This window comes from Aquimarina sp. AWH4_224, assembly GCF_056160245.1.
Genome location: NZ_JBSWWU010000008.1, coordinates 231886 through 258639, shown reverse-complemented (window position 1 = coordinate 258639; position 26754 = coordinate 231886). Strand labels below are relative to the sequence as shown.

The window sequence follows — 26754 nt, the reverse complement described above, 5'->3', positions numbered from 1 at the left end:
TTTTTATAATTACAGCGTAAAGATCCTCAGCCTGAGGGTTTTTTCGAACTATTTCTGACCGAGTTGTTATTTTTTGATGATGAAATGTTTATAGTTTAATGTTTTGTACTACTTTTTGGTCAGATACGGTGAATTTGGCATCTGCCCATTTTGGTGGTCCAAACTGACCTTTGGCATTATTACTGGTGCCATAGGGCTCTGTAGGCATTTTTAAGAAGGTGTTGAGTTTTTCATTGTCATCTTTATCGTGATATAAGGAAATAGCGTATTCTCCTGGTTTAATGTTCTCAAATGTTGCGGTAACTCCCTTGGAGTTTGCTTTTATATCCAAAGATTTAAATGCTTCTCCCAAGAAATTTTCCTGCTTTTGATACAGCCCAATGCGCAGGGTCCCTTTGTCAGATTTGATATTTTGGATATGCACTTCGATCGAAGCAGTTGTTTCTTGAGAAAACCCTGAAGCAGATCCCAGGATAAAAATCGTTGCTAGTGCAAGAATAAAAGTTTTCATGGTTGCTGAATTTTTAGTTTATAAATTGTCTAATTGATTATCGTTTTTATTATCGCTGATGGTCCAAAAGAATCCTACAACAAAGAATCGATCAGCAGTAGGACGAATCCCTCTTCTGGCAAAATTCCCATTAACATCTGGCGTATTCGAATATTGGTAGTTGAATACATTATTAAACCCAAGCGCATTGGATACTGAGAAATACAATATCTTTTGCTGACTTAATAAATACGCCCAACTAAAATTGAGAGAGTTGAATGTTCTGGTTTTCTGATTCTGAAAAACTCCTTGGTTTGGATCATTATAGGGCCTTCCTGAATTGAAGTTATAGGTCATGCTCAATAGAGATTTCCAATCTCCAATCCAGTATTTGGTAACTAGTGAAAGGTTGTGTTCTGCTGCAAAATTAGGAGTAGCTCTGTTTGGATAATTTCTATAGTTTCTCTCTGTATTCAGATAAGAATAACTAACCCAATATTCTAGGTTTTTTATGGATTTGTTATCTCTCCAGAATAGATCTACTCCTGCCGCATACCCATCTCCTTCATTGCTATACAAACTATCGAACTGGGGTAGGTCACTATCAAATTTAACCAGATCTTCATAAGACTTATAGTATCCTTCTAACCGAAGTGTTCTTCTATCGTGTTGATAGAGGTAATTAATAATGTAGTGTGAGGATTTTTCGGGATCTAGGGTGTTATTGAATTTTAGTACATTTTGCTGTGGAGCCTGATAAAAATCTCCATAAGCCAGAGATATCTGTGATTTTGAAGAGGTCTTGTACGCAAACGAAGCTCTCGGAGATACCCTGGTGTAGTCCAGTAATGAATTATGTACCCCTCTTACTCCAACTTGTAAAGCTAGTTTTTTACTGAAAAAGATGTTGGCTTCAGTAAAAGCAGCGGTGCTATTGTTATCAAATTCGGTATTGAAGGTGTCCACTTCTGGAACCTCTACTTTTTCTGTAAATTGATTGATAAATTGCTCTGCTCCAAAATTCAGTTTGAAACGATTACTGAATCTCTTTCTTAGCTTCACTTTAAAATGAAAACTATTGATATCATCTCTAATATACGTATCGTTAATTCCAATATCATTGAAATCGTTGGCAAAACTGGCTCCAGTATTAATTTTCCAGTCATTGCCCAAAGAAGCAGCATAAGACGAGTTGAAGTACAGGTTTCTGTTTTTTAAAGCAAAATTGACTCCTTCCGGAATGTTGATATCTTCCTGTATTAAATCAAAATTTGCATAGCTTAATCCTCCATAAAGTTTTAAGAGTCCGTTACCTAATTTATGACGATATACAGCTTCTCCAGATAAAGATTCATAAGGTTTGATCCATTCTACACGTTGGGATATAATTTCCTGATATGGTTTCAGATTTACATAAAATCCATTTACGCTTAAAGAGCTGTTTTCCCATTTTTTGGTATGTCCGCCTCCTAATCCAACATTGATAAACTGAAGGTCTGTCTTGTTCTGATCTGGTTCGTCTATGGTGTTGAGTTGAAGGATACCAGATAGTGCATCTCCGTATTCTGCAGAATATGCTCCGGTAGAGAAATTAGTTCCTTTGAATAAGAAAGAAGAAAAACGACCACGTGTTGGGATATTATTAGTAGTGGCTGCAAAGGGTTGAAACACTCGTAATCCATCAATATATACATTGGTTTCGTCTGCGTTTCCTCCTCGCACAAAAAGTCTTCCATCTTCAGCGTTATTAGAGGTTCCGGGTAATGTTTGCAGTGCTCCTATAAAATCCCCGTCTGCTCCGGCAGTAGTTACGATATCTAAAGGAGTAAGTACAGAAGCTTTACTATTGTCACCTGCAGAAAACGTTCCTGCGTTTAGAATTACACTATCCAGAGAGTTAACATCTTCTTTTAGGGTGATGGTTAGGTTGCTTAAGGTGTTGATGTCTTGAGTAAGGTAATAGGTCTCAAAAGATAAGAACGACACGACCAGGGTCTGAACGTCTGTTTCTGTTGTGATAAAAGTAAAAGCACCGTTTTCATCTGTAGAAGAACCATCGTAGGTTCCATCCAGGTAAATGTTTGCACCTTGTATAGGGATTCCCGAAGGATCTTTTACAGTACCGTTGATGGTGGCTTGTGCCTGAATTAGATAAGAGGTTAGAATAAATGCTATGGTTAGTAATTGTTTCATGTTTAAGAATCATTTTTGATTGATGAGACAAAAATGATCCTTATTCAAAGTATCGAAAACAAACTCTTACCGAACTGTCAAAAATCCATGACCAATTGAATAATTAGTGTGCAAAGGTATTACCTAGCATATGTGATTTGTAGGTAATGGAGTATTTGAATCGGAAATTAGATGTGTTAAACTACTTCTTCAACAGGGTTTTCTTTGTTCTTAAATGGCCTTACGATAAGTCGAGCTGCTTTATCATAATTGATATAGTTATAAGACCAATTAAAGAAAGTAACGAAGCGATTTCTAAAACCAACCAAAAACCATAGGTGAATAAACATCCATATGAACCAGGCAAAAAAACCTCCAAATTTAAAGTTACCAATATCAACCACTGCTTTATTTCGCCCTATAGTAGCCATTGAACCTTTGTCAAAATATTTGAAAGGGGTCATAGGTTTACCTTTTAAAAATTTCTTTAAGTTTTTGGCAAGGTGGGTTCCTTGTTGTATGGCTGGTTGGGCAACCATAGGATGTCCTTTAGGATAACCTTTGGTTTCCATTACAGAAATATCACCGATAGCAAATACATTTTCATAGCCTTCTACTTGATTAAAGGAGTTTACCTTATAGCGATTGGCTCTGGGAATAAGAGTTTCTGCTTTTAATCCTTTTACGGGTGCACCGGTAACTCCTGCTGACCATATGAATGTAGCTGTTTTGATAGTCAGGTCTGTATTGGTGGTCACCAGGTTGTTCTCGTAATTGGTAACCTGAGTGTTTACATGAATATGCACTCCCAATTTTTCCAGAAATTGGGTAGCTTTCTTTGAAGCATTTTCGCTCATTGGTGGCAATACTCTAGGTGCTCCTTCTATCAAATGAATTTGCATTTCATCAAAATTCATATCCGGATAATCTCTAGGCAGTACATTGAGCTTTAATTCTGCAATACCTCCGGCAAGCTCAACACCTGTAGGTCCAGCTCCAGCTAATACAAAGTTTAATAATTCCTTTCTTTTTTCAGGATCGCTGGTAATTACAGCCTGCTCAAGATTCTCCAACATCAAACTGCGAAGGTTCAAAGCCTGCGGGAGATTTTTCATCCGCATTGCGTTGTCCTGGATAGTTTTGTTTCCAAAGAAATTGGTTTTGGCACCAGTTGCGATTACTAAGTAGTCATATGATATTTCACCGATATTAGTGTATACCTTTTGAAGGTTGGGGTCAATAGATGCTACTTCTGCCATTCTGAAAAATGTATTTTTACCTCTTTTTACAATTTTTCTTAATGGGTAAGCAATAGAATCAGGTTCCAGGGAAGAGGTAGATACTTGATAAAGTAGGGGTTGAAATGTGTGATAATTCTGTCGATCTAATAAAACAAGTTGGACGTCTTCTTTGATCATTTTTCGGGCTAGAGCAACACCTGCAAAACCACCACCAATAATTACCAATCTAGGTACGTTAGAGAAAGGTATGTTCATATTTTACTATTTAGTATAATGTTTAGCATCAAAATTCCAACAGTGATCTTATTTCCCCGGTTGTATTTATTCAATAATGGAATACTACAAAGATAATTGGAATTAGCTAGTTGAAGAAGGGATTTAGCACATAAAAACAGATTAGATACAGATAAATATGTTTTACTGATTTTTATGTGTTTCAATGGACAATTTTATATTGGATTTTTCTATTGATTTATGGTTTTGCAGTAATTAGAGTGGTTTTTTTCTCTTGAAAATGTGGTTTTTAACCTAGTTTTTCGGTGATTTTTTATGGTTTTTGCGTAATTAAATTGTGTTTTTAGGTTTGTTTTTGGTAAATTATAGCGACGAAAAAAGTACAAATAATAACCAATTAATCCATAAAAGGGCTGTTTTAATCCGGAATAATAAATTAATTTTTTTTAAACAGGGATTAATTCTCAAATTGCATGAGTAAAAGTTATAATACACGGAAGCCTCTTGTAATCAGTTGTTAGCAGGAAACTTTTACAACGTACAATACTTCGTCATAATATAAAAACATACCCAAATTGAATTGTTTAACCTAATTGTTATGTTATGATCAGAAAATACACTTTACCACCACCGGACACATTACTACATTCTTAGCACATCGCCAATAGAAGTTACTCTCAATTTTTCTACACGTGAATTTATTACTGGAGAAATTGAGACCGAATTGCAACGTATTCTATAGTATTCTTTAGATACGTAGACCTTTATTTTAATCTTAAAAATACAGTCATGAAAAAATTCGTAATTAATTCACTGGATATTTATATGTCTTTATTAGTAGTAGCATCTATAGTAATAGTCTGCTCTGTAACGCTTTAAGTTTTTGTTTTTTGTATACGGGAAATTAAACAGAAAAGTAAGAATCAATAAACGAACAGAAAAGTAAGGAATAATACACTTTAATTAGATTGGATTTCCATTGTTCATACAATGTATTAATGACGCCAATGTCATACAAAGAGATACTTTAGTAAGGAGTGTCTCTTTTTATTTCAGAATTAGATTCAAAAACTCAGTTCGTTTGGATTTTGAAATGGATAAGATTTCTCCATTACTCATTTCTACCTGTAGAAGTTTGGTCTTGATTACTTTTTGGATATAGTTCAAGTTAATGAGGTAGGATTGATGGATTCTATAAAATTCTGGGTTATTAATAAGTTGCTGCTCAAAGTTTTTTAGCGTTTTGGAAACTAAGATATTCCCTTTATCGGGTAAAAAGATTTTGCAATAGTTAATGTCTGCTTTTATATACAGAATTTCATTAACTGGAATCATAAGAATTTGTCTTTCTTGAGGAATGGCAATTCTTCTTTTTGGAGCTGTAAGTTTTAATTCTTTGATGATTTGTTTTATTTCTAACTCTTTAGATTTAAAAGTGTAGTAACTGTCCACAAAAAAATGTAACTCTTCAAAATTGATAGGTTTTTTTAGGTATCTGATATCATTTTGCTTCAACAAAGTTATGATATCAGCATTTTCTGAAACTATAGGGAATATGTATGATTTAGATTTGATAATTTTCCGGATGATTTCTGTATTGTTCTGATCTTCTGGAAAATCATATAAGACCAAATCATGTTGATATTTTTGAATATTTATATCGTGCACTTCAAATATACTTACAGACTCACAAGAGAAAATATATGCAAAGTGTTCCAGTAGATATTTTTTTATAGTGTCTAAAATATCTGTATTGTTTCCAATCAAAGCAACCGTCATACGTGTTTAAATTATTTTACTTTTAAACATGATGCATTTTTGAAAAATAAGACAATGTCGTAGGGGTAAAAGGCTAAAAAAGGGTAATTACTTCCATCGATAACAAGGGGCAACGACAATTAGTTTTTAACCTATTAGGATGACTAAATATAGCAAAAGAAATACAAAATTGGTACGGGTTTTGCTTCTTTTTATGAAGAAAGTTTTATTGATATCCATTTTCTGTATTGCTTAAAAAAAGTAATAATTTGTTAGCAAAAGTTGTAACAGATTAGTTTTACCGACTACATATAAGGTGTAACTGACTAAATGGATAAAGAATTAGAACATAGTTTTGTAACCAATCTTGAACAAAATCAAAATATTGTTCACAAGGTTTGTAGGATCTACACCAGTGATTCTGAGTCACATAATGATTTGTTTCAAGAGATTACAATTCAACTTTGGAAGGCTTACCCCAAATTTCGCGGGGATGCAAAATTTAGCACCTGGATGTATCGGGTAGCCTTGAATACAGCAATAACGTTGTATAGGAAATCCAAGAGAAGTATAAAAACTACGGATCTGGATGCGATGAATTTCAGAATTAAAGCTGAAGATTATGATGATGAGGTAGAGCAACAGTTAAAATTAATGTACGCTGCGGTAAAGCAGCTTAACGATATAGAAAAAGCCCTGGTCTTTTTGTATCTGGAAGATAAATCCTATAAGGAAATTGCTGATACCTTAGGTATTAGTGAGGTAAATGCCAGAGTGAAAATGAATCGGGTAAAGACAAAATTGAAAAAAATATTAAATCCCTAATCCCGTATGGATGAATTAGAGTTATTAAAAAAAGATTGGAAGAAGCAGGATACTGCAATGCCAAGACTATCATATAATGAGATCTACAAGATGATTTTGAAAAAATCGTCCTCGATGGTAAAGTGGATTTTCATTATCAGTCTATTGGAGTTCTCGCTATGGGTACTATTGGATATTTTCCTTAGGGTAAATGGGTATACAGAACAAGAGCAAGTAGACGAGCTATTAAGTGGCGGCTTTATTGTAGGACTTTCATTAGTATATTATGCTGTAATCGTGTTTTTTGTGGTTCGGTTTTATTTAAATTATAAGAAAATTCAAACTACGGATTCCGCCAAAGTTTTGATGGAAAATATTTTCAGAACCAGAAAAACAGTTAAATACTACGTTTGGTTTAATATCGGTTTCTTTGCATTAACCTTTATGTCTTTTACTATATATCTGGCAGCCTTTACAGATCACTATCAAAAACAAGCGGATCTGGGACAAGCGTCTACAACAATTATTATAGTAAGCTCTATTATTCTTGGTCTCATCTTTATTGGATTTATTGCGTTATTCTATAGAGTCATTTACGGTATTATTACCAGAAGACTAAAAAGGAATTATACGGAGTTAGAAAAATTAGAAGTATAACTTATTTATTTTCGTTGAATGCAGAGGGTAGCAACTGAGGTATAAATTTTATGAGTAGGGGAAGCAAAAGACTTCCTCCCGGTAAGATAAATATAGCAAGAGAAGGAATGGTCTTGCAAATATCAATAAGTTGTTGTTTTACCTGTTGTTTTTCTTCTTTAGAGAGTTCTCTCATTGCCGACTGACCTAATAAAATCATTAGTTCTTTACTTTCAGTAATTTCCTTGATCAACCTTTTCTTATTTCTCAATACCAAAATACTTACGGTTCTTGAGGTTTGTTGATAGAAATGTAACGCAGGATTCGAATAATTGAAATACGCGATCTGATCTTTATGAGCATTGATAAATTCATGAACCATATCTATGGATTCTTTAACCTCGGCATTTGATAATTTGAGTTCTGCTCCCAGTGCCGACATAAAGGTTTGCTCTCCTTGATCCAATTCTTTATCATTCCAAATAGCCATACTGGAAAGATCTAGTATATATTTTTTTTCAATATCATCGGTGTAGGGATCCAACTCGATATAATCGAAACTTGCATCTTCTTCAGTAGAAATATTGGTGTATCTCACCGACGAAGCAAACAACTTTATTAATAATTTATCATGTTCATTTTGTTCATCTTTAGAATTTAATGCCAGAAAAACGGTATTAGTTAAGGTTTCTTCTAGTTGGGCAGCGTACTCAAAAGGGTTTTTGTTGTGAATCAAGAAATAATCAAAAGCTAAAACATCAATGAACAATAGCGCATTGGTGAGCAAGTGACTAAAGTTTTTTCTGAAGATCGATTCATTCGTTTGTATTCTGGCATGAATGATCTTTTCTAGTTTTTCTGTTTTATTAGTTGGGAGTACGTTAGAAAAAGAGAAAAACGATTTTTTGGTGTCCAGAAAACCATAAAACTGTACTAATGCATTAATACAATCTTTAGGATTAGCATTCTGTATGGTGTCGTAATACACCACAACCAAAGCAGTCAATAAATTGATCTTTGTTTTTTCTTCTTCAGAATAGGTAATATCCGAACTACTATCTATTAAAGAATGGATGGAAGTCCCATAGATAAAACCGGCACTTCTCAATCCCGCATATAATTGTTCAAATGACCACTGAAGTCTTTCAGAGTCATCATCCAAATCTCTAAGATATTTATCAATCCATCCAGAAGTAGAAGGGTTCATTAATCTACCAGTTTATTACAAATTTAGGTTTATTTTTTTTCTAAACAGTAACGATGGTGTTATGATGTTTACGATAATCATTAACAAACATTTAACGATATCAAGAAAACCGACCCTAATAATGGCTCGTAAGTATAGGCGTAAACTTTTTAAAAACTAAAAAAATGAACTCTATTAAAAAAACAAACGTGCTTCTGTTTGGTAGCTTACTAATTCTGGTTGCAGTAATACTTATGGCAGCAGATCACATTGATGCACCAGGTATTCGATTAGCAGACGGAGGTGATGCCAGAGCAGACATTGCCGATTTTTACGCTTATGAAGGAGCAAATCCGGACAATACAGTTTTTGCTACTACTGTACAAGGATTGCAGATGCCTGGAGCTGATGCTTCTTTTGATGAAGATATCCTTATCGAAATCAATATTGATAACGATGGTGATATGGTCGAGGACATGGTAATCCAAGCCATTCCAAGAGATGGAACGATGTATTTCTTTGGTCCTTATGCGCCATCAAATACAGGATTGAACAGTGTAATCGACGTAACCACATCTCTGCGCGGAGAAGTAGCGATTAGTACGGGAGCAGCCGCTAATACGGCTACAGCCAATGGAATTTCTTATTTCGCTGGACTTAGAGAAGATCCTTTTTTCTTCGATTTTGATCGTTTTTCACAAGTTATTCGCGGGCAAGTGGTTCCAGAAGGTTTCAATAGAAATGGAACTGATACATTCGATGGTACCAATGTGCTGGCCGTAGTAATCGAAGTTCCTAATTCTTTATTAGGAGGAACATTTAGCCACCCTGCAGGAACCAATGTAGAAGTGTTTAACGCATGGGTAGAAACCAAAAGAAAACAATAATCTAATTTTTAAAAACTATAATCATGAAAATTTTAAAATATAGCACCCTACTTTTGATCACCTTATTGTTTGCGACGAGCTGTAACAATGATGACGAAGGAAATCCAAATATTCCTGATCCAGGACCAGATTTTACAGGAACCTTTGCTCAGGTAGATCAAATGGGTAGACCAGCAATAAACAGTGCGTTATTACGATTTGACGATGGAGCAAACAAAGATGCGTTTAATGTTACCATCCCTTCAGAAAGAGTGCCAATTTTTCAACCGTTATTTTTGGAAGAGGCAGTTCGTCTTTACGGTGCATACGGAGCACAATATGAAAATAATATTCTTGGTCAAGATGCTGTACAACTTACCACATTTTTGGCGGCAGATGTACTACAAGTAGCACCAGATGCTCCAACTACTTATTTTGACGGTACAAATCTATTAACGGGTAGAAGACTTACAGATGATGTCATTGATATTTCATTGATATTGATTTTTGGAGGACAAAACGGAGATCGTTTTAATGGGCAGGATCTTGATGGAGACGGGAACCCAGATCTTCCGATTTTGGTTAGTGATGGAGTGGATGCATCCGGAGAAACTCCTTTGGCTTCATTTCCATATCTAGAACCGCCACACGCTTCATAAAAAGCTAAATTTTTGACCACCGCTACTACATATAACGTTGCAATCAAATAAATCTACCATATGTCATAGGGGTTGCAGCATTATGAATACCATGACGTAATGTTCCATACGTAGCGGTGGTTTAAAAAAACTAAACATTAAAATCTTAAACAGATGAAAACAATTCAAGCCTTATACATTTTAATAGCTGTAATCCTCTTCGCCTCTTGTAAAGAAGAAACCGAAAGAATAAGTAACACAAGCGATTATGAAAGCTACTTACAAATAGATCATCAGGATAAGATCCTGAAAGCTGAGTACGAATTAGCATTCTGGAATGCAAGAATAAAAGAAGATAGTACCCAAATTGCATCTATGGGGCCCGTGGCTCAAGCATATACCGATTTGTTTCAGGCCACTGGTGAGATTTCGTACCTAAAAAAAGCCGAACAAATATTACAAAGATCTGCAGATATAGCCGCTTTCAAAAGAGAGAATTATTGGTTAGCTCTTGCTCAAAATTATAGTACCCAGCATCGTTTTATAGATGCAAAAGCAGCTGCAGAAACCGCAAGAGAAATTAATGATAACAAGACTGTGAAAATGGTGTTGTTTGATGTGTCGATGGAGTTAGGAGAATACGATAATGCTTCAAAATATTTAGAAAAGATCGCAGATCATAATGATTTCAACTTCTTAATTCGATTGGCAAAGTGGAGTGATTTCAAAGGTAATCTCGATTTGACCATAAAATATATGGAGAAAGCCACAAAACTGGTAGAACAGGAGAACAACAAAGCACTCATGTTATGGTCTTACACCAATTTGGGCGATTATTATGGACATGCAGGTAGGATCAAAGATTCGTATCAACATTATTTGAAAGCGTTGGAGATAGATCCTTCATATACCTATGCCAAAAAGGGTATCGCTTGGATAGCCTATTCTTACGAAAAGAAACCGCAGGAAGCTCTAAGAATAATGAACAACGTGATTGCGAACAGTAAGAGCCCGAATTATTACCTGTTGAAAGCAGAAATCAGCGAGTATTTAGCAGATCAAACGCAAAAGGAAGACAATCTAAAGAACTACCAGGAAGGAGTTGACAATCCCAACTATGGGGTAATGTATAATGTTCATAATGCGATACTGTTGGCCGAGGAATATAAGCAGTTTGATAAGGCTATGGCGTTGGCGGAAATTGAGATTAACAATAGACCCACACCTCAATCTTATGATTTGAAAGCATACATTCTGTATCTGAAAGGAGAATACAAGCAAGCTTTGAATCTGGTAAACGCATATGTGGTGGACAAAACCTTTGAGCCAGTTGCCAATCTGCATATTGCTCAGATTTATAAGGCCAATGGACTTTTGGATAAGATGGAAGTGATCAAGGAAGAATTGATAGAGAGCGATTATGAGTTAGGTCCGCTTACTGCTGTAAAAGTACAGAACTTGTAATTGATTTTTGCAACCAATAACAATATATCATTTACGCCAGAGAATGCATACGTTCTTGTGGGAGTATAACTTATATATAATTTTTGATTTTTGTTTTTTGATGTTTAGATGATGGCTTGTCTACTTGGGGGAGTAGGCAAGCTTTTTTGTATTATTAATCTTACTATTTGGGTGTTCTGATATATGAGTTGTGGAGATCATCGAATTTATCATTGTTTATGTCGGTTTTGCCTGATTATCACATCTTTTGAATACTATTTTTTATTAGTTTTGACCCCACAAAAGGGGAAATTTCAACCAAAAACCATTCTTATATGAAAACAAATTACGTATCAGTATTGAAGTATGCGTTCATTGCTTTATTTTTTGTTTACACATCTTGTAACAAGAGTGAGGAAAATGAACTAATGGAAGAACCTGCAAGCGAAGTTGCAGAACCTGACTTTGTTAAAAATGACGGGTCAGAAGGATTAACCAAAGAAGAGGGAGGACACGATGAAGAAGAAAACGCTCCTGAAGAATTTGGTGCAAAAACGTATGGTCACTACGATTATACATTATTAAAACCAACTGATTTAACTCTTGATGATGTAAAAGCAGCAGGTTGTGGGGAAACTAAAGTTATTCCACTATTAGTTGGATCACAAAAGAAAAGAGTAGGTAGAGTAGAAGTTACTAACGACGGAGAAAACTTATACTTATTCTTTAAGGCCAATAAGTCTAGATATATGAAAAAAGTATATCTGTATATTGGTGAAAAAGGACAGATTCCATTTTATTCTAATGGATTTCCTAATCTACGTAAATTTAACTACAAAGCTTTTCCTTACTACTTTGGAGGAACGAAGAAAGCGGCTTACGTTATTCCATTATCATCTATTAACTTAGATTGTTTTGAGATCGTAGCGTATTCTAAAATTTACGATGCAGACAGCAAGTGTTTCTATTCTGCGTTTGCATACAACAAAAACTTAACTCAGGAGTATGGATATTCTTACTACTCTGGATGCTACTACTACAGAGAGTGGGTACGTTCTTTTGAGTACTGTGTGAAAAGTTGTGCACCAGAATGTGTAAAAGCATATGGTTTCCACGAAGAGTGTGGATTCTGCGAGAATGACGTATTCAACACATTCTTAGCATATGTGTTTATCGATAGTAGAGGAGATGCTGGATTTAATATTGAATTGATCACGAATCCAAATGGATGTGATATCAGCACTAGTACCGAAGTTGGACACATCAACGTATCTTCTGTAAGCGATACTCGATTAAAAATTGAATATTCTGTAAATCCAGGATACGAAATGTGCGAGATCAACTTCAACTACGGAACAGGAAGATTTAATACACCAAACAACTTCTCAGAGCAATTTGATACACCAACAACATCATTCAGTTTTGAGATCGACAAGCTTTCTGGAGCAAACATCTTTATGAATAGCGACGCTATGATTACAGAGACGAACTAGGAAAAGTTTGTAAAAATAATAAAGGGGTTAGGATGTTATCTTAACCCTTTTTTTTATGATTCTACCGCACCAAGCGTATATAGCATTTCTAATGTAGGAGATTCACTTCCACCTTCTGGTTCTAGGGTAATTCCAAAGGCTTCAGAATTGTTAGGGTTGGATAACGAGAAGATCTTATTTTCATTATCAGTAAAAGCATCCAACGTTCCCATACTTGTTGGCGTTAAAGGGTTCAAGCCTAATGACCAAACCTGATAAACTTTTCCCGGAGGAGGAGTGGGTAACCCGGCTACATCAATATAAGCTTTTTGATTTTCTTTATCCCAATATACTGTAGCATAGGCATTAGGATCTACTTGTTGAGCAGCTAATGGAACCTGGATAAATTCCTTATTACGTAAAACGCTTAGTAAGTTTTTTGTTTGAGACAAATCTTCTTCTGCCACTTGAATTTTGCCTTCAAGCAATTGCTTTTCTATTTGATTTTCTACCAGTTGTTGTCTTAGCTCCTTATTTTTATTCAATTGCACAAATAAACCAGCTAATAAGGCAACTGAAGCTGCCCAACCAATATACATCGGTAAATTGCTACGTTTTCTAGTAATCGGAATTACAGAATTATCTTCAGGATTTATACGATTTTCGATTTTTGAGTATATGGATGCATCCAAATCCGGTGCTACTGCAGCAGATAGTTCTTTCAAAGAATTTTCGATTCGCTCAACCTCCGCCAGAGCTTCTGGATGTTTTTGCAAAATAGCATACACCTCGGTATTCTCTTTTTCAGAAAGAGAACCGTAAACATAAAGTTCTAAAATCCCGGATGCTATGTATTCTTTAATATCCATGTATTTCTTATACTTCTAAGACTTGTTTTAGTTTATCGATACAAATCCTATTTCTGGTTTTCACTGTTCCCAAAGGAATATCCAGAGTTTCTGCAGTTTCTTTTTGGGTAAAGCCTTTAAAAAACAGCAAATCAATTATTTTTTTACAAAGAGGTTCTAGAGCACTGATATATTTTTTTATTCCTATACTATCTACTTTACTTAAAAAGTTATTGTTGTCTTCTAATATATCTACGAAATTTTCGGCTTCAAGGTTTTGATAGGAATTCTTAAAACTTTTTGATCTGGTTTTATCAATTGCTGCATTACGAGCAATATTGAGTATCCAGGTAAAGAATCTACCCTTTTTTTCTGAATAGGAATGTGCATTATTCCAAATTTTGATAAAAACGTCTTGTAAAACCTCCTCGGATAATTCTTTATCTCTTAATATATTATAAATAATCCCATAGACATTAGTAGCATACATGTCATAAATGCTTTGCAAAGCAGATTGCTCTTTGTTTTGTAATGCTATGATAAGTGCTGTGGGTTGCATTAAAGTGTGTGAGGGTAAACTATTAAATAATGATTTAGTGTGTTAAAAGGAAAAGAGCTCGTTGAAAACCATTTCTTTATTTAGATTACTGTATGATTCCACCACAACTTACTCGGCTACCAGCAGCTCCAGAAGGTTGAGAAGTAAAATCATCGGTTCCTTGATGTACAATTATTGCTTTACCTAAAATATTTTTCTTGTCATCATCACATCCAATACACCATTCTGTAGTTGCAAAATTAATCACCCCATGGCCGTCAGCATCTGCTTTTAGATTCCCAATATCACCTTTATGGTAACCTTCTTTTGCTCCCCATTTCCCATGAGGTTCCATAGTAGGATTCCAATGCCCTCCTGTAGATTTTCCGTCAGGAGATGAACAATCTGCTTTTTCATGAATATGTATTGCATGTTCTCCTTCATCTAGTCCGTTGAGTTCTGCGGTCATATTCACAATACCTTCGGTTTCGATAAAAGTAACTTTACCAGAAACTTGACTATCACTTTTAGGGGCTAATGCTATAGTGATGGTTTTAACTTCTGCTTCCTTTTTTTTATATAATTTTTCAACTGTAGTAGTCGGATCTATTACTTGTTTCTTTTCACCTTTACAGCCAATAATTACGATTGACAAGAAAGCAAAGACTATCAATTGTAACGCTCTCATAATTATAACTTGTCCTTTGTTTACTAGGGTAAGATAGTGTAGTTTTGGTTGATAACAAAAGAATAGAGAGTTAAATACCTATAGAATGTGTATTGATAACTTAGAATATGATTACATTTTTTTTATTAATTCTTGATTATCTCTAATTCCTCGTTTAAGGTTCTCTGCGATAATGAGAGCTTTATTAATTCTATTTTGCGAGTTTTTTATTTTTAGTATGAAGTAAATGAGACTTCTCTTTTTTCCATCAGTTAAGGATTCAAAAATCTCAAATGCTTGCGGATCACTTTGTAGAACGGCATCAAACTCCTCAGGCATTTGAACGCCATACTTAGAGGTGTCTTCTGTTAACTCTACCGTAAAGTAATCCGAAGGGAATACCTTTATTTTTTTTTGATTGGCTTTATTAAAAGTAATATGATATTGGTTGTTAAACTTTTGAATAGCAGCATGAAAAGAAACCGACCTGCCTTCAAACAAAATAGTAACGATTACTCTTTTAAAACCGTTATCAAGAAAAGAGTGTGCGATATTATGCGGTACTACAAAAGTATGTGCCGAATGTAAATGTGTCTCAAAACTTAAGGTGCTCATTCGTTGTTTTTGGTAAAGATAAGACTTCCTTATTTTCTTGTATCAGAATATCCTGTTTAGCGTTTATTAGAATTTGTTAATCAAAATCTACTTTTTTTGGGTGGAAATTTCCCCATGCACCGGTAAAACACCATCAAATTTGTACACTTTTCCCGTAATCCTAAAAAGGTTATTTTATCATTTGTTTATCAAATAGTTAGCTTTTTGTTTCACATATTTTTTTGTCATCAACAGTGTTTATAATAGTTGCAGAATATTGAATGGACAAAAAAGAATGATTTAACAAATGTGTTGAATATAAAATAATATATAAGTTAATTTATGATAATTTAGTGTGTGTTTCGCAATCATTATCATAAATCATTCATTTTTCATTAATTTTATGGTCTACAAACTCAATACACATATTTATGAAAAAAGTCTACTCGTTTGGCGTTTTATTTCTTTTGATATGCCAAACAACCTTCGCACAGGACATTAGTAGTATTGTCCAAAATCATTTTCAAGACGCGATTTCACACACTTCAAAATCTCAGGCTACTATCAATGATTACAAATATGTAATTACTGATCAGGTACCTTCACTCAAAAAGGGAATTATGCATGTATACCTGAGACAAATGTATAACGACATTCCGATCATGAATGGGAGTTATAAATTAACAGTACAAAATAACAAGGTTACTTTTGAGATTAATCAGTTTGTTGAGGCTATAAATAGTAAAATTAACTCGGTTAGTCCTGGAATAACTCCAGAACAAGCTATTAATGCTGTAATCGGAAAACACAAACTCATCCAAGCCAAAAGTTTGTCTCGTACCTCCAAGAAGTCTAAGCTAGGAGATGTATTAGTGTATAAAAACTCTGGTGTATCAATGGCAGATTATCCTATAGAAGCCAAAAAGGTATATAGATTGATTAAAGATCAATTAGTACTATGTTGGAATGTAAGTATTTATCAAAAGAACGGACAACACTGGTGGGTAGCTGATGTGGATGCTAATACTGGAAATGTGGTTTATGAAGAAGATTGGGTAGTAGCCTGTAGCTTTGATGAGCCAGGTCATGCAAATCACAATCATAGTCATAACCATGGAGAATCTTTATTGATTGAGGATCATGTTGAAGATCATATGGTAGGTCCGATGACAAAGGCAGAATCTTTAGCATTTGCTCCGGATTCTTATAATGTATACCCAATGCCGATAGAAAGTCCAATTCATGGAGGACGTTCTATTGTAACGAATCCAGCTGAGGCTACAGCATCACCTTTTGGTTGGCACGATACCAATGGTAGTGCTGGTGCAGAATTCACCACTACTAGAGGTAACAATGTTAGAGCTCAAGATGATAGCAACGGAAACAATGGTACTGGTTTTTCTCCTGATGGAGGATCAGGCCTGGATTTTGATTTCCCTGTAAATCTAAACCAAGCACCAAGTAATTATCTAAGCGCATCTATTACCAATTTATTCTATTGGAATAATATTATCCACGATGTATTCTATCAATATGGTTTTAATGAAGCTAGTGGAAACTTCCAGGAAAATAATTATGGAAGAGGAGGAGCAGGAGGCGACTCTGTAAATGCAGATGCTCAGGATGGAAGCGGAACCAACAATGCTAATTTTGCAACACCAGGAGATGGGGGTAACCCTAGAATGCAGATGTTCTTGTGGAATAGAACCAACCCTGGAAGAGATGGATCTTTTGATAATGTAATTATCGTACACGAATATGGTCATGGAATCTCTACTCGTTTGGTAGGTGGGCCTTCTTCAAATGTGCTTGGAGGATCTGAGCAAATGGGTGAAGGATGGTCTGACTATTTTGGTCTAATGCTTACAATGAGAGCGGGAGATCAAGGTACAGATGCGAGAGGTGTAGGAGCTTATGTGCTTGGACAAGCAACAGATGGAGCGGGTATTCGACCAACTCGTTATTCTACGAATCGATCTATAAATGATACCGACTATGCAGATATAGGAGGATTGGCAAGACCGCACGGTGTGGGATATGCTTTTGCCACAATTCTGTGGGATATGACTTGGTTACTTATCGATCAAGAAGGATTTGATGCAGATTTTTATAATGGAACAGGAGGGAATAATATTGCTATGGCTTTAGTAGTAGAAGGACTTAAGAATACTGCCAATAATCCAGGATTTGTCTCAGGACGTGACGGAATCCTTCAAGCTGATCAAGATCTTTATGGAGGTCAATACAGATGTTTAATCTGGAAAGCATTTGCTGAAAGAGGAGTAGGTGAAGGAGCTAATGAAAATAATAACGGAGGTTCTAACGGACAAACAGACCAAACTGTTTCATTCACTAACCCTTGTGATGGTGGTGGACCTGGTCCCGGAACTGGAGATTGTTCTGGTGACGTGACTTCTTATCCATTCAGTGAAAGTTTTGAAACAAATTTAGGACAGTGGGCACAAGCAACTACAGGTGATGACTTAGACTGGACTAGAGATGCAAATGGTACTCCTTCTAATGGGACTGGACCATCAAGTGCAGCAGATGGTAGTTTCTATCTTTATGTTGAAGCTTCTGGAAATGGAACTGGATATCCTAATAAGAGAGCGATCTTGAATTCTCCTTGTTTGAATTTCAGTAGTTTGTCAACTCCAACACTTACTTTCCAGTACCACATGTTAGGAAGTGCTATCAACAGCTTAAATGTTGAAGCCAGAACCAATAATGATGGAGTATGGACAAGTGTATTCAGCAGAACTGGAGCCCAAGGTAGTAACTGGAATGCCGCAGATGTTGATCTTTCTGCTTATGCAGGACAAGCTAGCGTGCAATTACGATTTAACGTTGTAACAGGTAGTGGTAATCAAGGATGGCAGAGTGATATCGCTATCGATGATGTAAGTATCCAGGAAGGATCTGGGAACCCTGATCCAACGTGTGACGCGCTTAACTTCAATAACTTTACTATCAACTCGTTCTCTAATCAGGATTCAGCGGGTAATTTCTCTATCGGAAGTGGAGGAGCTTCATTATCACTTACTAATAACACTTGGAAGTTTATTCCTTTAAATTATACAGTAACTGCGAACACTGTAATCGAGTTCGATTTTAGCAGTACTAGTCAAGGAGAAATCCATGCGGTAGGTTTCGAAGATGATAATAGCTTAACATCTACCAGATACTTCAAAGTTCACGGTACTCAAAACTATGGGGTAACCAATTTTGATAATTACTCAAACGGAACAACAACATATACAATACCTGTAGGTAACTTCTATACAGGTAGTATGGATAGACTGGTATTCATTAATGATAATGATGCAGGTTCAGGTAACACCTCTACATTCTCTAATGTAAAAATCTTCGAAGGTTCTTGTGGATCATCATTTGCTAGAGTGGACTTTGGACCAGTTACCGCACAAATAGGAACGGAGGACGAAGGTCAGTTATCTTCGATCAGAATAGCACCAAACCCTTTACAAAAAGGAAATGTATTACAGGTATTTATGCCTAATAATCAGTTGTCTAAATCAAATGATACTTCATATTCCATTATTAATTTAATGGGTCAAGAAGTAGGAAAAGGACAACTTAACAGTAATGGTTGGATTAATGTGGATTTCCTTGGAGCAGGTATGTACATGCTTCAAATCCAAAATTCGCATATGAAGACTGTTGAACGTTTTATAATTAACTAATTTGATTTGTTGAGAAAGGAAAGGCCGTTATACAACGGCCTTTTTTCTTTTATAATTTATTGTAGGTTTGCTTTGATGCTGTGTTAAGTATAATACTGCTAATGGTATTAGGCCATGAGGTAATCTATATACTACTTGATACAAATTTTGATGCAAAGACTCTAGAGGGAAATCGATATAAAAGTTAGCTACTATTCTAGCCAACGCTGTAAGTAACCCCCAAACTACTGCATACCAAAGTGCATACTTCATTATTTGGGGTACAAAAATTAAAGCGGCAACAATAAAGTCAAGAATTCCGGCGATGTACAAAAAGGTTAATGCGCTGGACTCTGAGCACCCAAAAATTTGAATTACCATATCTACAAACTTCCCCGGAACAGGATAAAAACCAAATGCATATAATCCATGTGAAAAAAAGGTAAGGGCAATCAAAATCTTAAGGATAAGAATAGTACGTTCTTTACTGATAGTATCCTTAAAGTATAGAATAAATACAAACGGAGTACTAAACTGTATGCTGTGTTCAAAAAACTGACCCAAGTGATAGAACTTTTCTTTAGCCATTAATACGGATAACAAGATTAAACCTATGCCCCCTGTATAAATTGGAATTTTTTGCCACATTTTTGGAACGGTATTCACAGTGAGAGAAACTATGGCAGCCAATAAGTATACTACTCCGGTGATCCGAATACTGTTCTGTATTACGGCATCGGTTGTATCGCTAGTTACATATTCTTTCCAGGGGATATCAAGTATAGATTCTACGATCGGTTTCAACAGGGCTTCATCCCAAAAAAAGGAACGAAAAGGAGCATCCCAAAATAGGTGCTGCCAGGCTCGTCCAATAAAAATAAGAAATACGGAGCCTTTTATAATCCATAAAGTAGTTGAGTTTTTCATGCCACAAAATAAATCATATTGATGTTAACATTAGTTGAAGATATAGTTATGTTTTGTAAAAAGGAGTGTTATCATATTTAATTCTGAATTAAGTTTGAGATAGGTTTTAAAATTCTGTTTTTCAATATTTTAACTTTGTTTTTCTAACCTAATATCTTAAAACCATGAATAAAATATGCCTGCTTTTTATAATCCTTTTTGCATGGAAAGCCAATGCTTCCAGTGACAAATATAGATTAACTTTACGTGATAATCCAGCAACTACCATAGTGATCGGATGGAACCAAATTTCGGGAACAAATCCTGTAGTATACTACGGTCCTGTGGATCAAGGTAGTAATTATCAAGATTATCGATATTCTGCTGCACCCAGTCGTATTGTTTCTTATCGGGGAATGAACAATCATTTTGTAAGATTATCAAGACTTACACCAGATACCGCCTATTATTTTGTGATTAAAGATAGCGAAGGTGTGAGTAGAAGACTTTGGTTTAAAACTGCGCCTTTGGAAGAAGGTAAATTTTCCTTGATTGCCGGTGGAGATTCCAGAAACAACAGAGTACCTAGACAAAATGCAAATCGATTGGTAGCAAAGCTTAAACCACACGCAGTTCTCTTTGGAGGCGATATGACCGATAATGATAACGATGCTCAATGGAGAACGTGGTTCGATGATTGGCAATTCACCATAGCAAATGATGGTAGAATGTTTCCGATAATTGCGGCAAGAGGAAACCATGAGAATAGTAATAGTACTATTGTAAATTTATTTGATGTTCCTTCATCTGGTGTTCATTATGCCATTACTTTTGGGCGTAATATTGTAAGAACTTATACTTTAAATTCATTAACCGCTATTTCGGGATCGCAAAAAGATTGGCTTCGAGATGATCTTAATGCTAACTCTAGTGTGGTTTGGAAGATTGCCCAATACCATTTTCCTATTCGACCACATGTCTCTTCCAAAGGGGAAAATTTGATAGAATATGCCAATTGGGCCCAATTATTCTATGATAAAGGAGTGAAACTAGTTATCGAATGTGATGCACATACCGTAAAGAGTACCTGGCCACTTCGTCCTTCTACTAGCTCAGGAAGTGAAGAAGGGTTTAAACGAGATGATAACGGAACGGTTTACGTTGGAGAAGGAGGTTGGGGAGCTCCCTTACGTGAGAATGATGATATTAAGGGTTGGACAAGAGACTCTGGAAAATTTAATCAGTTTAAATGGATTTTTGTGAATGAAGCAAAAATTGAAACAAGGACGATAATGGTCGATAATGCTTTACAAGTAGGAGAGGTGCCGAACAATGATGTTTTCCAAATACCAAGTAATCTACAGATATGGAACCCTAGTAATGGAAGCGTTATTAAAATTATTAATAAAAACCTTCAAGCACCTCATATTACCTTGATTAACCCTACCGATGGTCAACACTTACCCAATTCTGGTACTGTGGATATCAAGGCTAACGTTACTGATAGTGATGGACAGGTGGAAAAAGTAGAATTTTACGTAGATGGAAATCTGGTCAATACTGATTTTACTTACCCTTACAACACTCCAAGGAATTTAAGTAGTGGTATCCATAAAATCAAAGTGATAGCTTTTGATAATCATGAATTGTGTAGCGAAAAAGAAATTTCTATTACCGTTGGTCAATTTGCCAAAAATATCACGATACCAGTTTCTGAAGGGTATGATGATGTAGAGGAAAATGTGATCGGACAATTGTATGTAGATAGTAGTGATTTGGAGCTTGTTTATGATTCTACAAATCTTTTAAGTTTTCAGAAAGTGGGAATTCGATTTCAAAATGTTGATATACCTCAGGGCGCTACCATAAGCAATGCATATATTCAATTTACGGCAGACGAAAGTAACCGTCGTAGTGCAGAGTTAGAATTTTCTTTGCACGATAGTGATAATTCGCCTCAATTTACTGATCGAGATAATGTTTCAGGTAGAGGTGTGGTACCACACAAAATACGTTGGAAACCACAACCTTGGACTGAAGGTCAGTATGGAGCTGCTCAACGCACGCCAGAGTTAAAAGGTATGGTACAACAAGTTGTGGATAGACAAGGCTGGAGGCCAGGAAACAGTATGAGTTTTATAATCCGAGGGAAAGGTAAGAGCTCTTACAGAACAAAGTATAAACGAGTTGCCGGTGCTTATGAAAGTGGAGCTCATAAGGCAGCCAAATTGATTGTGGTATACTCATTTAGCGGTAGTCGCAGAGCAGTAACAGAGCCAGAACAAGAACTAGCCGTTAAATTAGAAGAACCTAAAATCAATGAAAAAGCTAAGATCTACCCCAATCCATTCGATCAGGAGTTTGAGATCCTGATTCCAAATGTAACAGGAGATGTTTCGGTACAGATCTATGATAAATCAGGAAAGATGAGATATTCAAACCTTAACCCAATACGTAATAAAATAGTAAGTATTCGTCCAGAAATACTGGATAAAGGAATCTATATCGTTCAGGTAATTGACCAGAATGGAAAGACATTACTCTCAGAACAAATTCTTAAAAGATAAAGATGGTTTATACAACAAAGAGAGAGGTTGATTTTTCCTCTCTCTTTTTCATTTATATCGGTTTTATTAACCAATTTTAAACTGTATATTAACCTTTTTAAAACCTTATGTTACCAATATTAACTCTAAGTTACTATTAGATTACGATGTATTTCTTAAAACGTCATACATTAATTTTAACCAACCTAAACAAACACACAAATCATGAAAAGAACATACTTTCTCATCTTTATTTTTATTGGTTTTCAGTTATTTGCTTCAAATGATAAGTACAGACTTACCTTAAGAGGCAATCCAGCGACTTCGATAGTTATTGGATGGAACCAAATTTCAGGAAGTAATCCAACCGTATATTTCGGAACAACAGATTTTGGAACGAATTATAACAATTATCCAAATTCTAAATCTCCTGATAGGATTGTATCGTACAAAGGAATGAATAATCACTTCGCACGATTAACTGGTTTACAACCTAATACAGCCTACTATTTTGTGATTAGAGATAGTCAAGGTACTAGTGAGCGGTTTTGGTTCAAAACAGCTCCTTCAGATAACAGTAGATTGTCATTTATTGCGGGAGGTGATTCCAGAAACAACAGAACTCCTAGGCGAAATGCAAACAGTTTGGTAGCAAAGCTAAAACCACATGCTGTTTTATTTGGAGGAGATATGACCAATCGAGATACTAATTCTGAGTGGAGAGAATGGTTTGATGATTGGCAATTAACCATTGCCAGTGATAACCGAATGTTCCCAATAGTAGCTACTAGGGGTAATCATGAGGGGAGTAACAACAGTGTGTATCATCTATTCGATGTACCTTCTTCTAGTGTTTATTATGCAATTACTTTCGGTAATAACCTGGTAAGAACATATACCCTTAATACTGAAATTTCGATTTCCGGAAATCAAACTAATTGGTTACGAAATGATTTGAACGCAAATACCAATGTTATTTGGAAAATGGCGCAATATCATAAACCAATGCGTCCTCACGTATCTTCAAAATCTGAAGGAAATAACCAATACAACAATTGGGCACAATTATTTTATGAAAAGGGAGTGAAGTTGGTGGTAGAGTGCGATGCACATACCGTAAAAACAACCTGGCCTGTACGCCCGTCAACTGGATCGGGAAGTGATGAAGGTTTTGTTAGAGATAATCAAAATGGAACCGTTTATGTTGGAGAAGGATGTTGGGGAGCTCCATTGCGATCTAATAATGATAACAAAAACTGGACGAGAAACTCGGCTCGTTTCAATCAGTTTAAATGGATTTTTGTGGATGAAAACAAAATAGAGACCAGAACCATACAAGTAGATAATGCCTCTCAAGTTGGATCTGTTTCTAATAATAATGTATTTGCTATACCAAGCAATTTGGATATCTGGAACCCATCAAATGGGAGTGTGGTGACTATAAATAAAGGAACAGTGGTAGATCCAGACCCGGATAATGGTACTGTAGATGTAGCAATTTCTTCAGGGAATGATGACGTAGAAGAACGTGAAAATGGAGATTTATACACGAATAGTAGTGATCTTGAGCTAGTGTATGACAGCTATAGCAATGCAGGATATCAAATAATTGGTTTACGTTTTAGGGGAGTAGGAGTGCCTAAAAATGCAACGATTACCAATGCATATTTACAGTTCACAGCAGACGAAAGTAATAGTGCAGATGCAGAATTAGAAATAGCCTTACACAATAGCAGTAATTCTCCAGCCTTTTCAAACTCAAACAAAGTGTCAAACCGAGCAACTTTTTCTAGTAAGATAACGTGGACACCACAATCATGGTCGAGTAATCAAAGTGGTAGTGCTCAACGATCTCCAGATTTAAAGAATATGGTACAAAGCCTGGTCAATAAAAGTGATTGGTCGTCTGGTAATAGTTTGAGCATGATCATTAGAGGAAAAGGAAGAAGTTTGACAAGTACTTCGGCAAAACGCGTAGCTGATTCTTACGAAGGAGGAGCCAGTAAAGCCCCTCGATTAATTATAAGTTATACTACAGAAAGTAACCCTCCACCACCAAATCCATGTGCTGGAGTTTCCGAATGGCAAAGTGGTGTAAGTTATTCTGCTGGAGATAGAGTAGTCTATCAAGGAAATCTTTTTGAAAGAACTTCCAGCGGCTGGCAATTTATCGAAGCTTGTACGGCGTCAAGAACCAATACTACTTTTGTTCAAAGAGTTACCCCTCCTTTGTTTAATGATTTGGTGGAGCAAACTATTATTCATCCCAATCCATTTACTACCTCCATTCATATATCAAGTTCATCATTGATCTTGAACAAAGCGAATGAAATAGTTATTTATAATATTGCAGGCGCAGAGGTTTATAAAGCTAACATCACTGCAACCATGAAAAAGGAAGGATTACTATTTAATCCAGAAATTAAAGAATCAGGGATTTACCTACTTTCAATATTTGATAAGAACGATCAAATTATTGAAAATCATAGATTGATCAAGAAATAACAGCATATAAACTTCTTTACAGGAACCGTTAATCTTTAGATGGATTAACGGTTCTTTTTTTGAGAATTTGTTAAATGATGTTTTCGTAATTCTACGATAAATATTAGGTATAATAATATCCTGAAATTTAGCCTAAATCTTAAAACCTGTATCATGAACAATTTAATGAAATCAATATTTTGTGTAACGGTAAGTATTACTTTTTTTATTGCATGCGAAACATGGAATGATTACAAGGAATTGGAGGAAGAATTTTCTAAAATTGAAGATGTAAAACACAACAAAAGTTATAGTGTAAAAATTCAATTAATTGATCGTTTGGACCAACCTGTAGGATCTAATGGTTTACAAGGATATTTTGCAATCAATCAAGATACCGGAGAGGTGTTTTATCCTGATCGTAGTGAAGATGATAATGTTTTTAGGTTATTACCCGAAGGGCCGTACCGATTTGATGCTTATGATGGGTATTTTGATGGTGCATCATCATCATTAGTTACATTAAGCGCTGAACTTGTTGACTCCAACGGTTATATTATTGTAACCCTTCGTTATTGGTCAGAATAATTTCTGGATCGCATTAATATATACAATAAAGGGAGGGTTTGTAAGAACTTTTCCTTTTTTTTGGTATTTATTTCAAAGCTCTTTAACGCTATATTTTTTTCCTTGTTTTAGTTCTTTGCCGGGATATCCTTCAAAGAAAATTGGGATGGCAATATCTCTTTCTTTTCTCACTACAAAATGAAGATGAGGACCTCTGGTATATCCTGTAAGTCCTGAAAAACCAATATGCTGTCCTTTACTAACTCGATCTCCTTCCTTTACAAGAACACCATCGTAATCTAGATGTACATAAGAGGCTGTGGTTCCATCATCATGTAGGATGATAATTCTATTGGCTTTGTATAAAAACTCTTTGCCTCCGGATTCTTTGAACTTACTTTGAACTTTTACTACTAGTCCTTCTCTAGCGGCATGAACAGATTCTCCGATTTCTAGCTGAAAATCTATTGCATATTTTGATGCGGTTTTGGTGTGCGAAAACTTACCATTAAAACCCTGTGATACCCGGTATTTTTTATTTTTCTTAAACGGCAATCGGTATAAATAATTGGTATTAGGCTTTGTATTTGTAGGATCGCCAATGTAATACCCAGCTCGATATGTTTTATTAAACTCTTTTGTTGCGATTGTTCGATCTTTTTCTTCCCATTGTATTACAACTAAACTGTCTTTGGGAGGGAGCACCATTTCTTTTACCAGACTATCTGTTGCTCTCAGTTTGATATAAAATAGAAGAGGGGCATAGGTGTGATTAAAGGCTCTCACTGCAGTGCCTTTTTCAAATTTGATCGTTTTTAAGCTAATGTCTTTTTTTACCGAATCTTTCGGAGCACTATAAAACACATTATCGGTGTTGAAACCAAATACAAATTGTATGGGGATAAAAAATAAAAGTATGATTCTGTACATACTATAAAGATCAGAAAAATTTGATTTTGTTACAAAGCTCTCTTTCTATTGCAA

The 26754-nt window shown here is 35.5% G+C and carries 21 protein-coding genes; 10 read left to right on the top strand and 11 right to left on the bottom strand.

The genetic code is table 11. The features are described from left to right. Positions 1-88 precede the first annotated feature (88 nt). From ACXAGJ_RS16890 to ACXAGJ_RS16875, 4 genes are all read right to left on the bottom strand, one after another. Complete coding sequence (locus ACXAGJ_RS16890; RefSeq protein WP_474841299.1) at positions 89-511, bottom strand: DUF2141 domain-containing protein; 423 nt, start codon at positions 509-511, stop codon at positions 89-91. An 18-nt stretch (positions 512-529) separates the two neighbouring features. Then, positions 530-2683 carry a TonB-dependent receptor gene (locus tag ACXAGJ_RS16885; protein WP_474841298.1) on the bottom strand — a complete coding sequence of 718 codons (2154 nt, stop codon included), beginning with the start codon at positions 2681-2683 and terminating at the stop codon, positions 530-532. A 176-nt stretch (positions 2684-2859) separates the two neighbouring features. Next, positions 2860-4158, bottom strand: coding sequence for an NAD(P)/FAD-dependent oxidoreductase (locus ACXAGJ_RS16880; protein ID WP_474841297.1), 1299 nt, complete (start codon positions 4156-4158; stop codon positions 2860-2862). Positions 4159-5184: 1026 nt separating this feature from the next. Next, positions 5185-5916 (bottom strand): LytTR family transcriptional regulator DNA-binding domain-containing protein, encoded by a 732-nt coding sequence (locus tag ACXAGJ_RS16875; RefSeq protein ID WP_474841296.1) that lies wholly within the window; start codon positions 5914-5916, stop codon positions 5185-5187. A gap of 309 nt (positions 5917-6225) precedes the next feature. Here ACXAGJ_RS16875 and ACXAGJ_RS16870 point away from each other — a divergent pair, with 309 nt between their 5' ends. Beyond that, positions 6226-6720: an RNA polymerase sigma factor gene (locus ACXAGJ_RS16870; RefSeq protein WP_073314852.1), complete on the top strand. Its 495-nt coding sequence runs from the start codon at positions 6226-6228 to the stop codon at positions 6718-6720. Positions 6721-6726: 6 nt separating this feature from the next. Next, a complete protein-coding gene (locus ACXAGJ_RS16865; protein WP_473286127.1) occupies positions 6727-7356 on the top strand; it encodes a hypothetical protein in 630 nt (209 codons plus the stop codon). Position 7357: 1 nt separating this feature from the next. On the opposite strand, the gene ACXAGJ_RS16860 is transcribed toward ACXAGJ_RS16865, so the two are convergent. After that, positions 7358-8542 carry an LETM1-related biofilm-associated protein gene (locus ACXAGJ_RS16860; RefSeq protein ID WP_473286128.1) on the bottom strand — a complete coding sequence of 395 codons (1185 nt, stop codon included), beginning with the start codon at positions 8540-8542 and terminating at the stop codon, positions 7358-7360. Positions 8543-8706: 164 nt separating this feature from the next. Between ACXAGJ_RS16860 and ACXAGJ_RS16855 the strand changes: the two genes are divergently transcribed. The 4 genes from ACXAGJ_RS16855 (at position 8707) to ACXAGJ_RS16840 (ending at position 12961) form a co-directional block, all read left to right on the top strand. Next, positions 8707-9408: a DUF4331 family protein gene (locus tag ACXAGJ_RS16855; protein WP_474841295.1), complete on the top strand. Its 702-nt coding sequence runs from the start codon at positions 8707-8709 to the stop codon at positions 9406-9408. A 23-nt stretch (positions 9409-9431) separates the two neighbouring features. Further along, complete coding sequence (locus ACXAGJ_RS16850) at positions 9432-10046, top strand: DUF4331 family protein (RefSeq protein WP_474841294.1); 615 nt, start codon at positions 9432-9434, stop codon at positions 10044-10046. 153 nt (positions 10047-10199) lie between these two features. Continuing rightward, a complete protein-coding gene (locus tag ACXAGJ_RS16845; RefSeq protein ID WP_474841293.1) occupies positions 10200-11489 on the top strand; it encodes a tetratricopeptide repeat protein in 1290 nt (429 codons plus the stop codon). Between the two features lie 314 nt (positions 11490-11803). Further along, positions 11804-12961 (top strand): hypothetical protein, encoded by a 1158-nt coding sequence (locus tag ACXAGJ_RS16840; protein ID WP_473286131.1) that lies wholly within the window; start codon positions 11804-11806, stop codon positions 12959-12961. A gap of 53 nt (positions 12962-13014) precedes the next feature. Here ACXAGJ_RS16840 and ACXAGJ_RS16835 read toward each other — a convergent pair whose 3' ends face one another. The 4 genes from ACXAGJ_RS16835 to ACXAGJ_RS16820 form a co-directional block, all read right to left on the bottom strand. Beyond that, positions 13015-13809 (bottom strand): anti-sigma factor, encoded by a 795-nt coding sequence (locus ACXAGJ_RS16835; protein ID WP_474841292.1) that lies wholly within the window; start codon positions 13807-13809, stop codon positions 13015-13017. Between the two features lie 7 nt (positions 13810-13816). Further along, positions 13817-14347: an RNA polymerase sigma factor gene (locus ACXAGJ_RS16830; protein ID WP_474841291.1), complete on the bottom strand. Its 531-nt coding sequence runs from the start codon at positions 14345-14347 to the stop codon at positions 13817-13819. An 85-nt stretch (positions 14348-14432) separates the two neighbouring features. After that, a complete protein-coding gene (locus ACXAGJ_RS16825) occupies positions 14433-15014 on the bottom strand; it encodes a superoxide dismutase family protein (protein ID WP_474841290.1) in 582 nt (193 codons plus the stop codon). 111 nt (positions 15015-15125) lie between these two features. Beyond that, positions 15126-15608: a YdeI/OmpD-associated family protein gene (locus ACXAGJ_RS16820; RefSeq protein ID WP_474841289.1), complete on the bottom strand. Its 483-nt coding sequence runs from the start codon at positions 15606-15608 to the stop codon at positions 15126-15128. 410 nt (positions 15609-16018) lie between these two features. Here ACXAGJ_RS16820 and ACXAGJ_RS16815 point away from each other — a divergent pair, with 410 nt between their 5' ends. Next, on the top strand, positions 16019-19288 hold the full coding sequence (locus tag ACXAGJ_RS16815) for a M36 family metallopeptidase (protein ID WP_474841288.1): 3270 nt from the start codon (positions 16019-16021) through the stop codon (positions 19286-19288). Between the two features lie 27 nt (positions 19289-19315). On the opposite strand, the gene ACXAGJ_RS16810 is transcribed toward ACXAGJ_RS16815, so the two are convergent. After that, positions 19316-20194: a hypothetical protein gene (locus tag ACXAGJ_RS16810; protein ID WP_474841287.1), complete on the bottom strand. Its 879-nt coding sequence runs from the start codon at positions 20192-20194 to the stop codon at positions 19316-19318. Between the two features lie 164 nt (positions 20195-20358). Here ACXAGJ_RS16810 and ACXAGJ_RS16805 point away from each other — a divergent pair, with 164 nt between their 5' ends. From ACXAGJ_RS16805 to ACXAGJ_RS16795, 3 genes are all read left to right on the top strand, one after another. Further along, complete coding sequence (locus ACXAGJ_RS16805) at positions 20359-22740, top strand: Ig-like domain-containing protein (RefSeq protein WP_474841286.1); 2382 nt, start codon at positions 20359-20361, stop codon at positions 22738-22740. A gap of 204 nt (positions 22741-22944) precedes the next feature. Further along, positions 22945-25224 carry a fibronectin type III domain-containing protein gene (locus ACXAGJ_RS16800; protein ID WP_474841285.1) on the top strand — a complete coding sequence of 760 codons (2280 nt, stop codon included), beginning with the start codon at positions 22945-22947 and terminating at the stop codon, positions 25222-25224. Positions 25225-25377: 153 nt separating this feature from the next. Continuing rightward, on the top strand, positions 25378-25791 hold the full coding sequence (locus ACXAGJ_RS16795) for a hypothetical protein (protein ID WP_474841284.1): 414 nt from the start codon (positions 25378-25380) through the stop codon (positions 25789-25791). Between the two features lie 72 nt (positions 25792-25863). Here ACXAGJ_RS16795 and ACXAGJ_RS16790 read toward each other — a convergent pair whose 3' ends face one another. Next, the gene (locus ACXAGJ_RS16790) at positions 25864-26700 is read right to left on the bottom strand and encodes a M23 family metallopeptidase (RefSeq protein WP_474841283.1); all 837 of its coding nucleotides are present in this window, start codon (positions 26698-26700) and stop codon (positions 25864-25866) included. Between the last annotated feature and the right edge of the window lie 54 nt (positions 26701-26754).

Excerpts from the sequence above, each read along its gene's own strand:
- ACXAGJ_RS16795 (WP_474841284.1), top strand. The coding sequence starts at position 25,378 with ATGAACAATTTAATGAAATCAATATTTTGTGTAACGGTAAGTATTACT.
- ACXAGJ_RS16810 (WP_474841287.1), bottom strand. The coding sequence starts at position 20,194 with ATGAAAAACTCAACTACTTTATGGATTATAAAAGGCTCCGTATTTCTT.
- ACXAGJ_RS16885 (WP_474841298.1), bottom strand. The coding sequence starts at position 2,683 with ATGAAACAATTACTAACCATAGCATTTATTCTAACCTCTTATCTAATT.
- ACXAGJ_RS16840 (WP_473286131.1), top strand. The coding sequence starts at position 11,804 with ATGAAAACAAATTACGTATCAGTATTGAAGTATGCGTTCATTGCTTTA.
- ACXAGJ_RS16825 (WP_474841290.1), bottom strand. The coding sequence starts at position 15,014 with ATGAGAGCGTTACAATTGATAGTCTTTGCTTTCTTGTCAATCGTAATT.
- ACXAGJ_RS16830 (WP_474841291.1), bottom strand. The coding sequence starts at position 14,347 with ATGCAACCCACAGCACTTATCATAGCATTACAAAACAAAGAGCAATCT.
- ACXAGJ_RS16820 (WP_474841289.1), bottom strand. The coding sequence starts at position 15,608 with ATGAGCACCTTAAGTTTTGAGACACATTTACATTCGGCACATACTTTT.
- ACXAGJ_RS16860 (WP_473286128.1), bottom strand. The coding sequence starts at position 8,542 with ATGAACCCTTCTACTTCTGGATGGATTGATAAATATCTTAGAGATTTG.
- ACXAGJ_RS16815 (WP_474841288.1), top strand. The coding sequence starts at position 16,019 with ATGAAAAAAGTCTACTCGTTTGGCGTTTTATTTCTTTTGATATGCCAA.
- ACXAGJ_RS16890 (WP_474841299.1), bottom strand. The coding sequence starts at position 511 with ATGAAAACTTTTATTCTTGCACTAGCAACGATTTTTATCCTGGGATCT.
- ACXAGJ_RS16870 (WP_073314852.1), top strand. The coding sequence starts at position 6,226 with ATGGATAAAGAATTAGAACATAGTTTTGTAACCAATCTTGAACAAAAT.
- ACXAGJ_RS16800 (WP_474841285.1), top strand. The coding sequence starts at position 22,945 with ATGAAAAGAACATACTTTCTCATCTTTATTTTTATTGGTTTTCAGTTA.
- ACXAGJ_RS16850 (WP_474841294.1), top strand. The coding sequence starts at position 9,432 with ATGAAAATTTTAAAATATAGCACCCTACTTTTGATCACCTTATTGTTT.
- ACXAGJ_RS16790 (WP_474841283.1), bottom strand. The coding sequence starts at position 26,700 with ATGTACAGAATCATACTTTTATTTTTTATCCCCATACAATTTGTATTT.
- ACXAGJ_RS16880 (WP_474841297.1), bottom strand. The coding sequence starts at position 4,158 with ATGAACATACCTTTCTCTAACGTACCTAGATTGGTAATTATTGGTGGT.
- ACXAGJ_RS16865 (WP_473286127.1), top strand. The coding sequence starts at position 6,727 with ATGGATGAATTAGAGTTATTAAAAAAAGATTGGAAGAAGCAGGATACT.
- ACXAGJ_RS16835 (WP_474841292.1), bottom strand. The coding sequence starts at position 13,809 with ATGGATATTAAAGAATACATAGCATCCGGGATTTTAGAACTTTATGTT.
- ACXAGJ_RS16855 (WP_474841295.1), top strand. The coding sequence starts at position 8,707 with ATGAACTCTATTAAAAAAACAAACGTGCTTCTGTTTGGTAGCTTACTA.
- ACXAGJ_RS16845 (WP_474841293.1), top strand. The coding sequence starts at position 10,200 with ATGAAAACAATTCAAGCCTTATACATTTTAATAGCTGTAATCCTCTTC.
- ACXAGJ_RS16875 (WP_474841296.1), bottom strand. The coding sequence starts at position 5,916 with ATGACGGTTGCTTTGATTGGAAACAATACAGATATTTTAGACACTATA.
- ACXAGJ_RS16805 (WP_474841286.1), top strand. The coding sequence starts at position 20,359 with ATGAATAAAATATGCCTGCTTTTTATAATCCTTTTTGCATGGAAAGCC.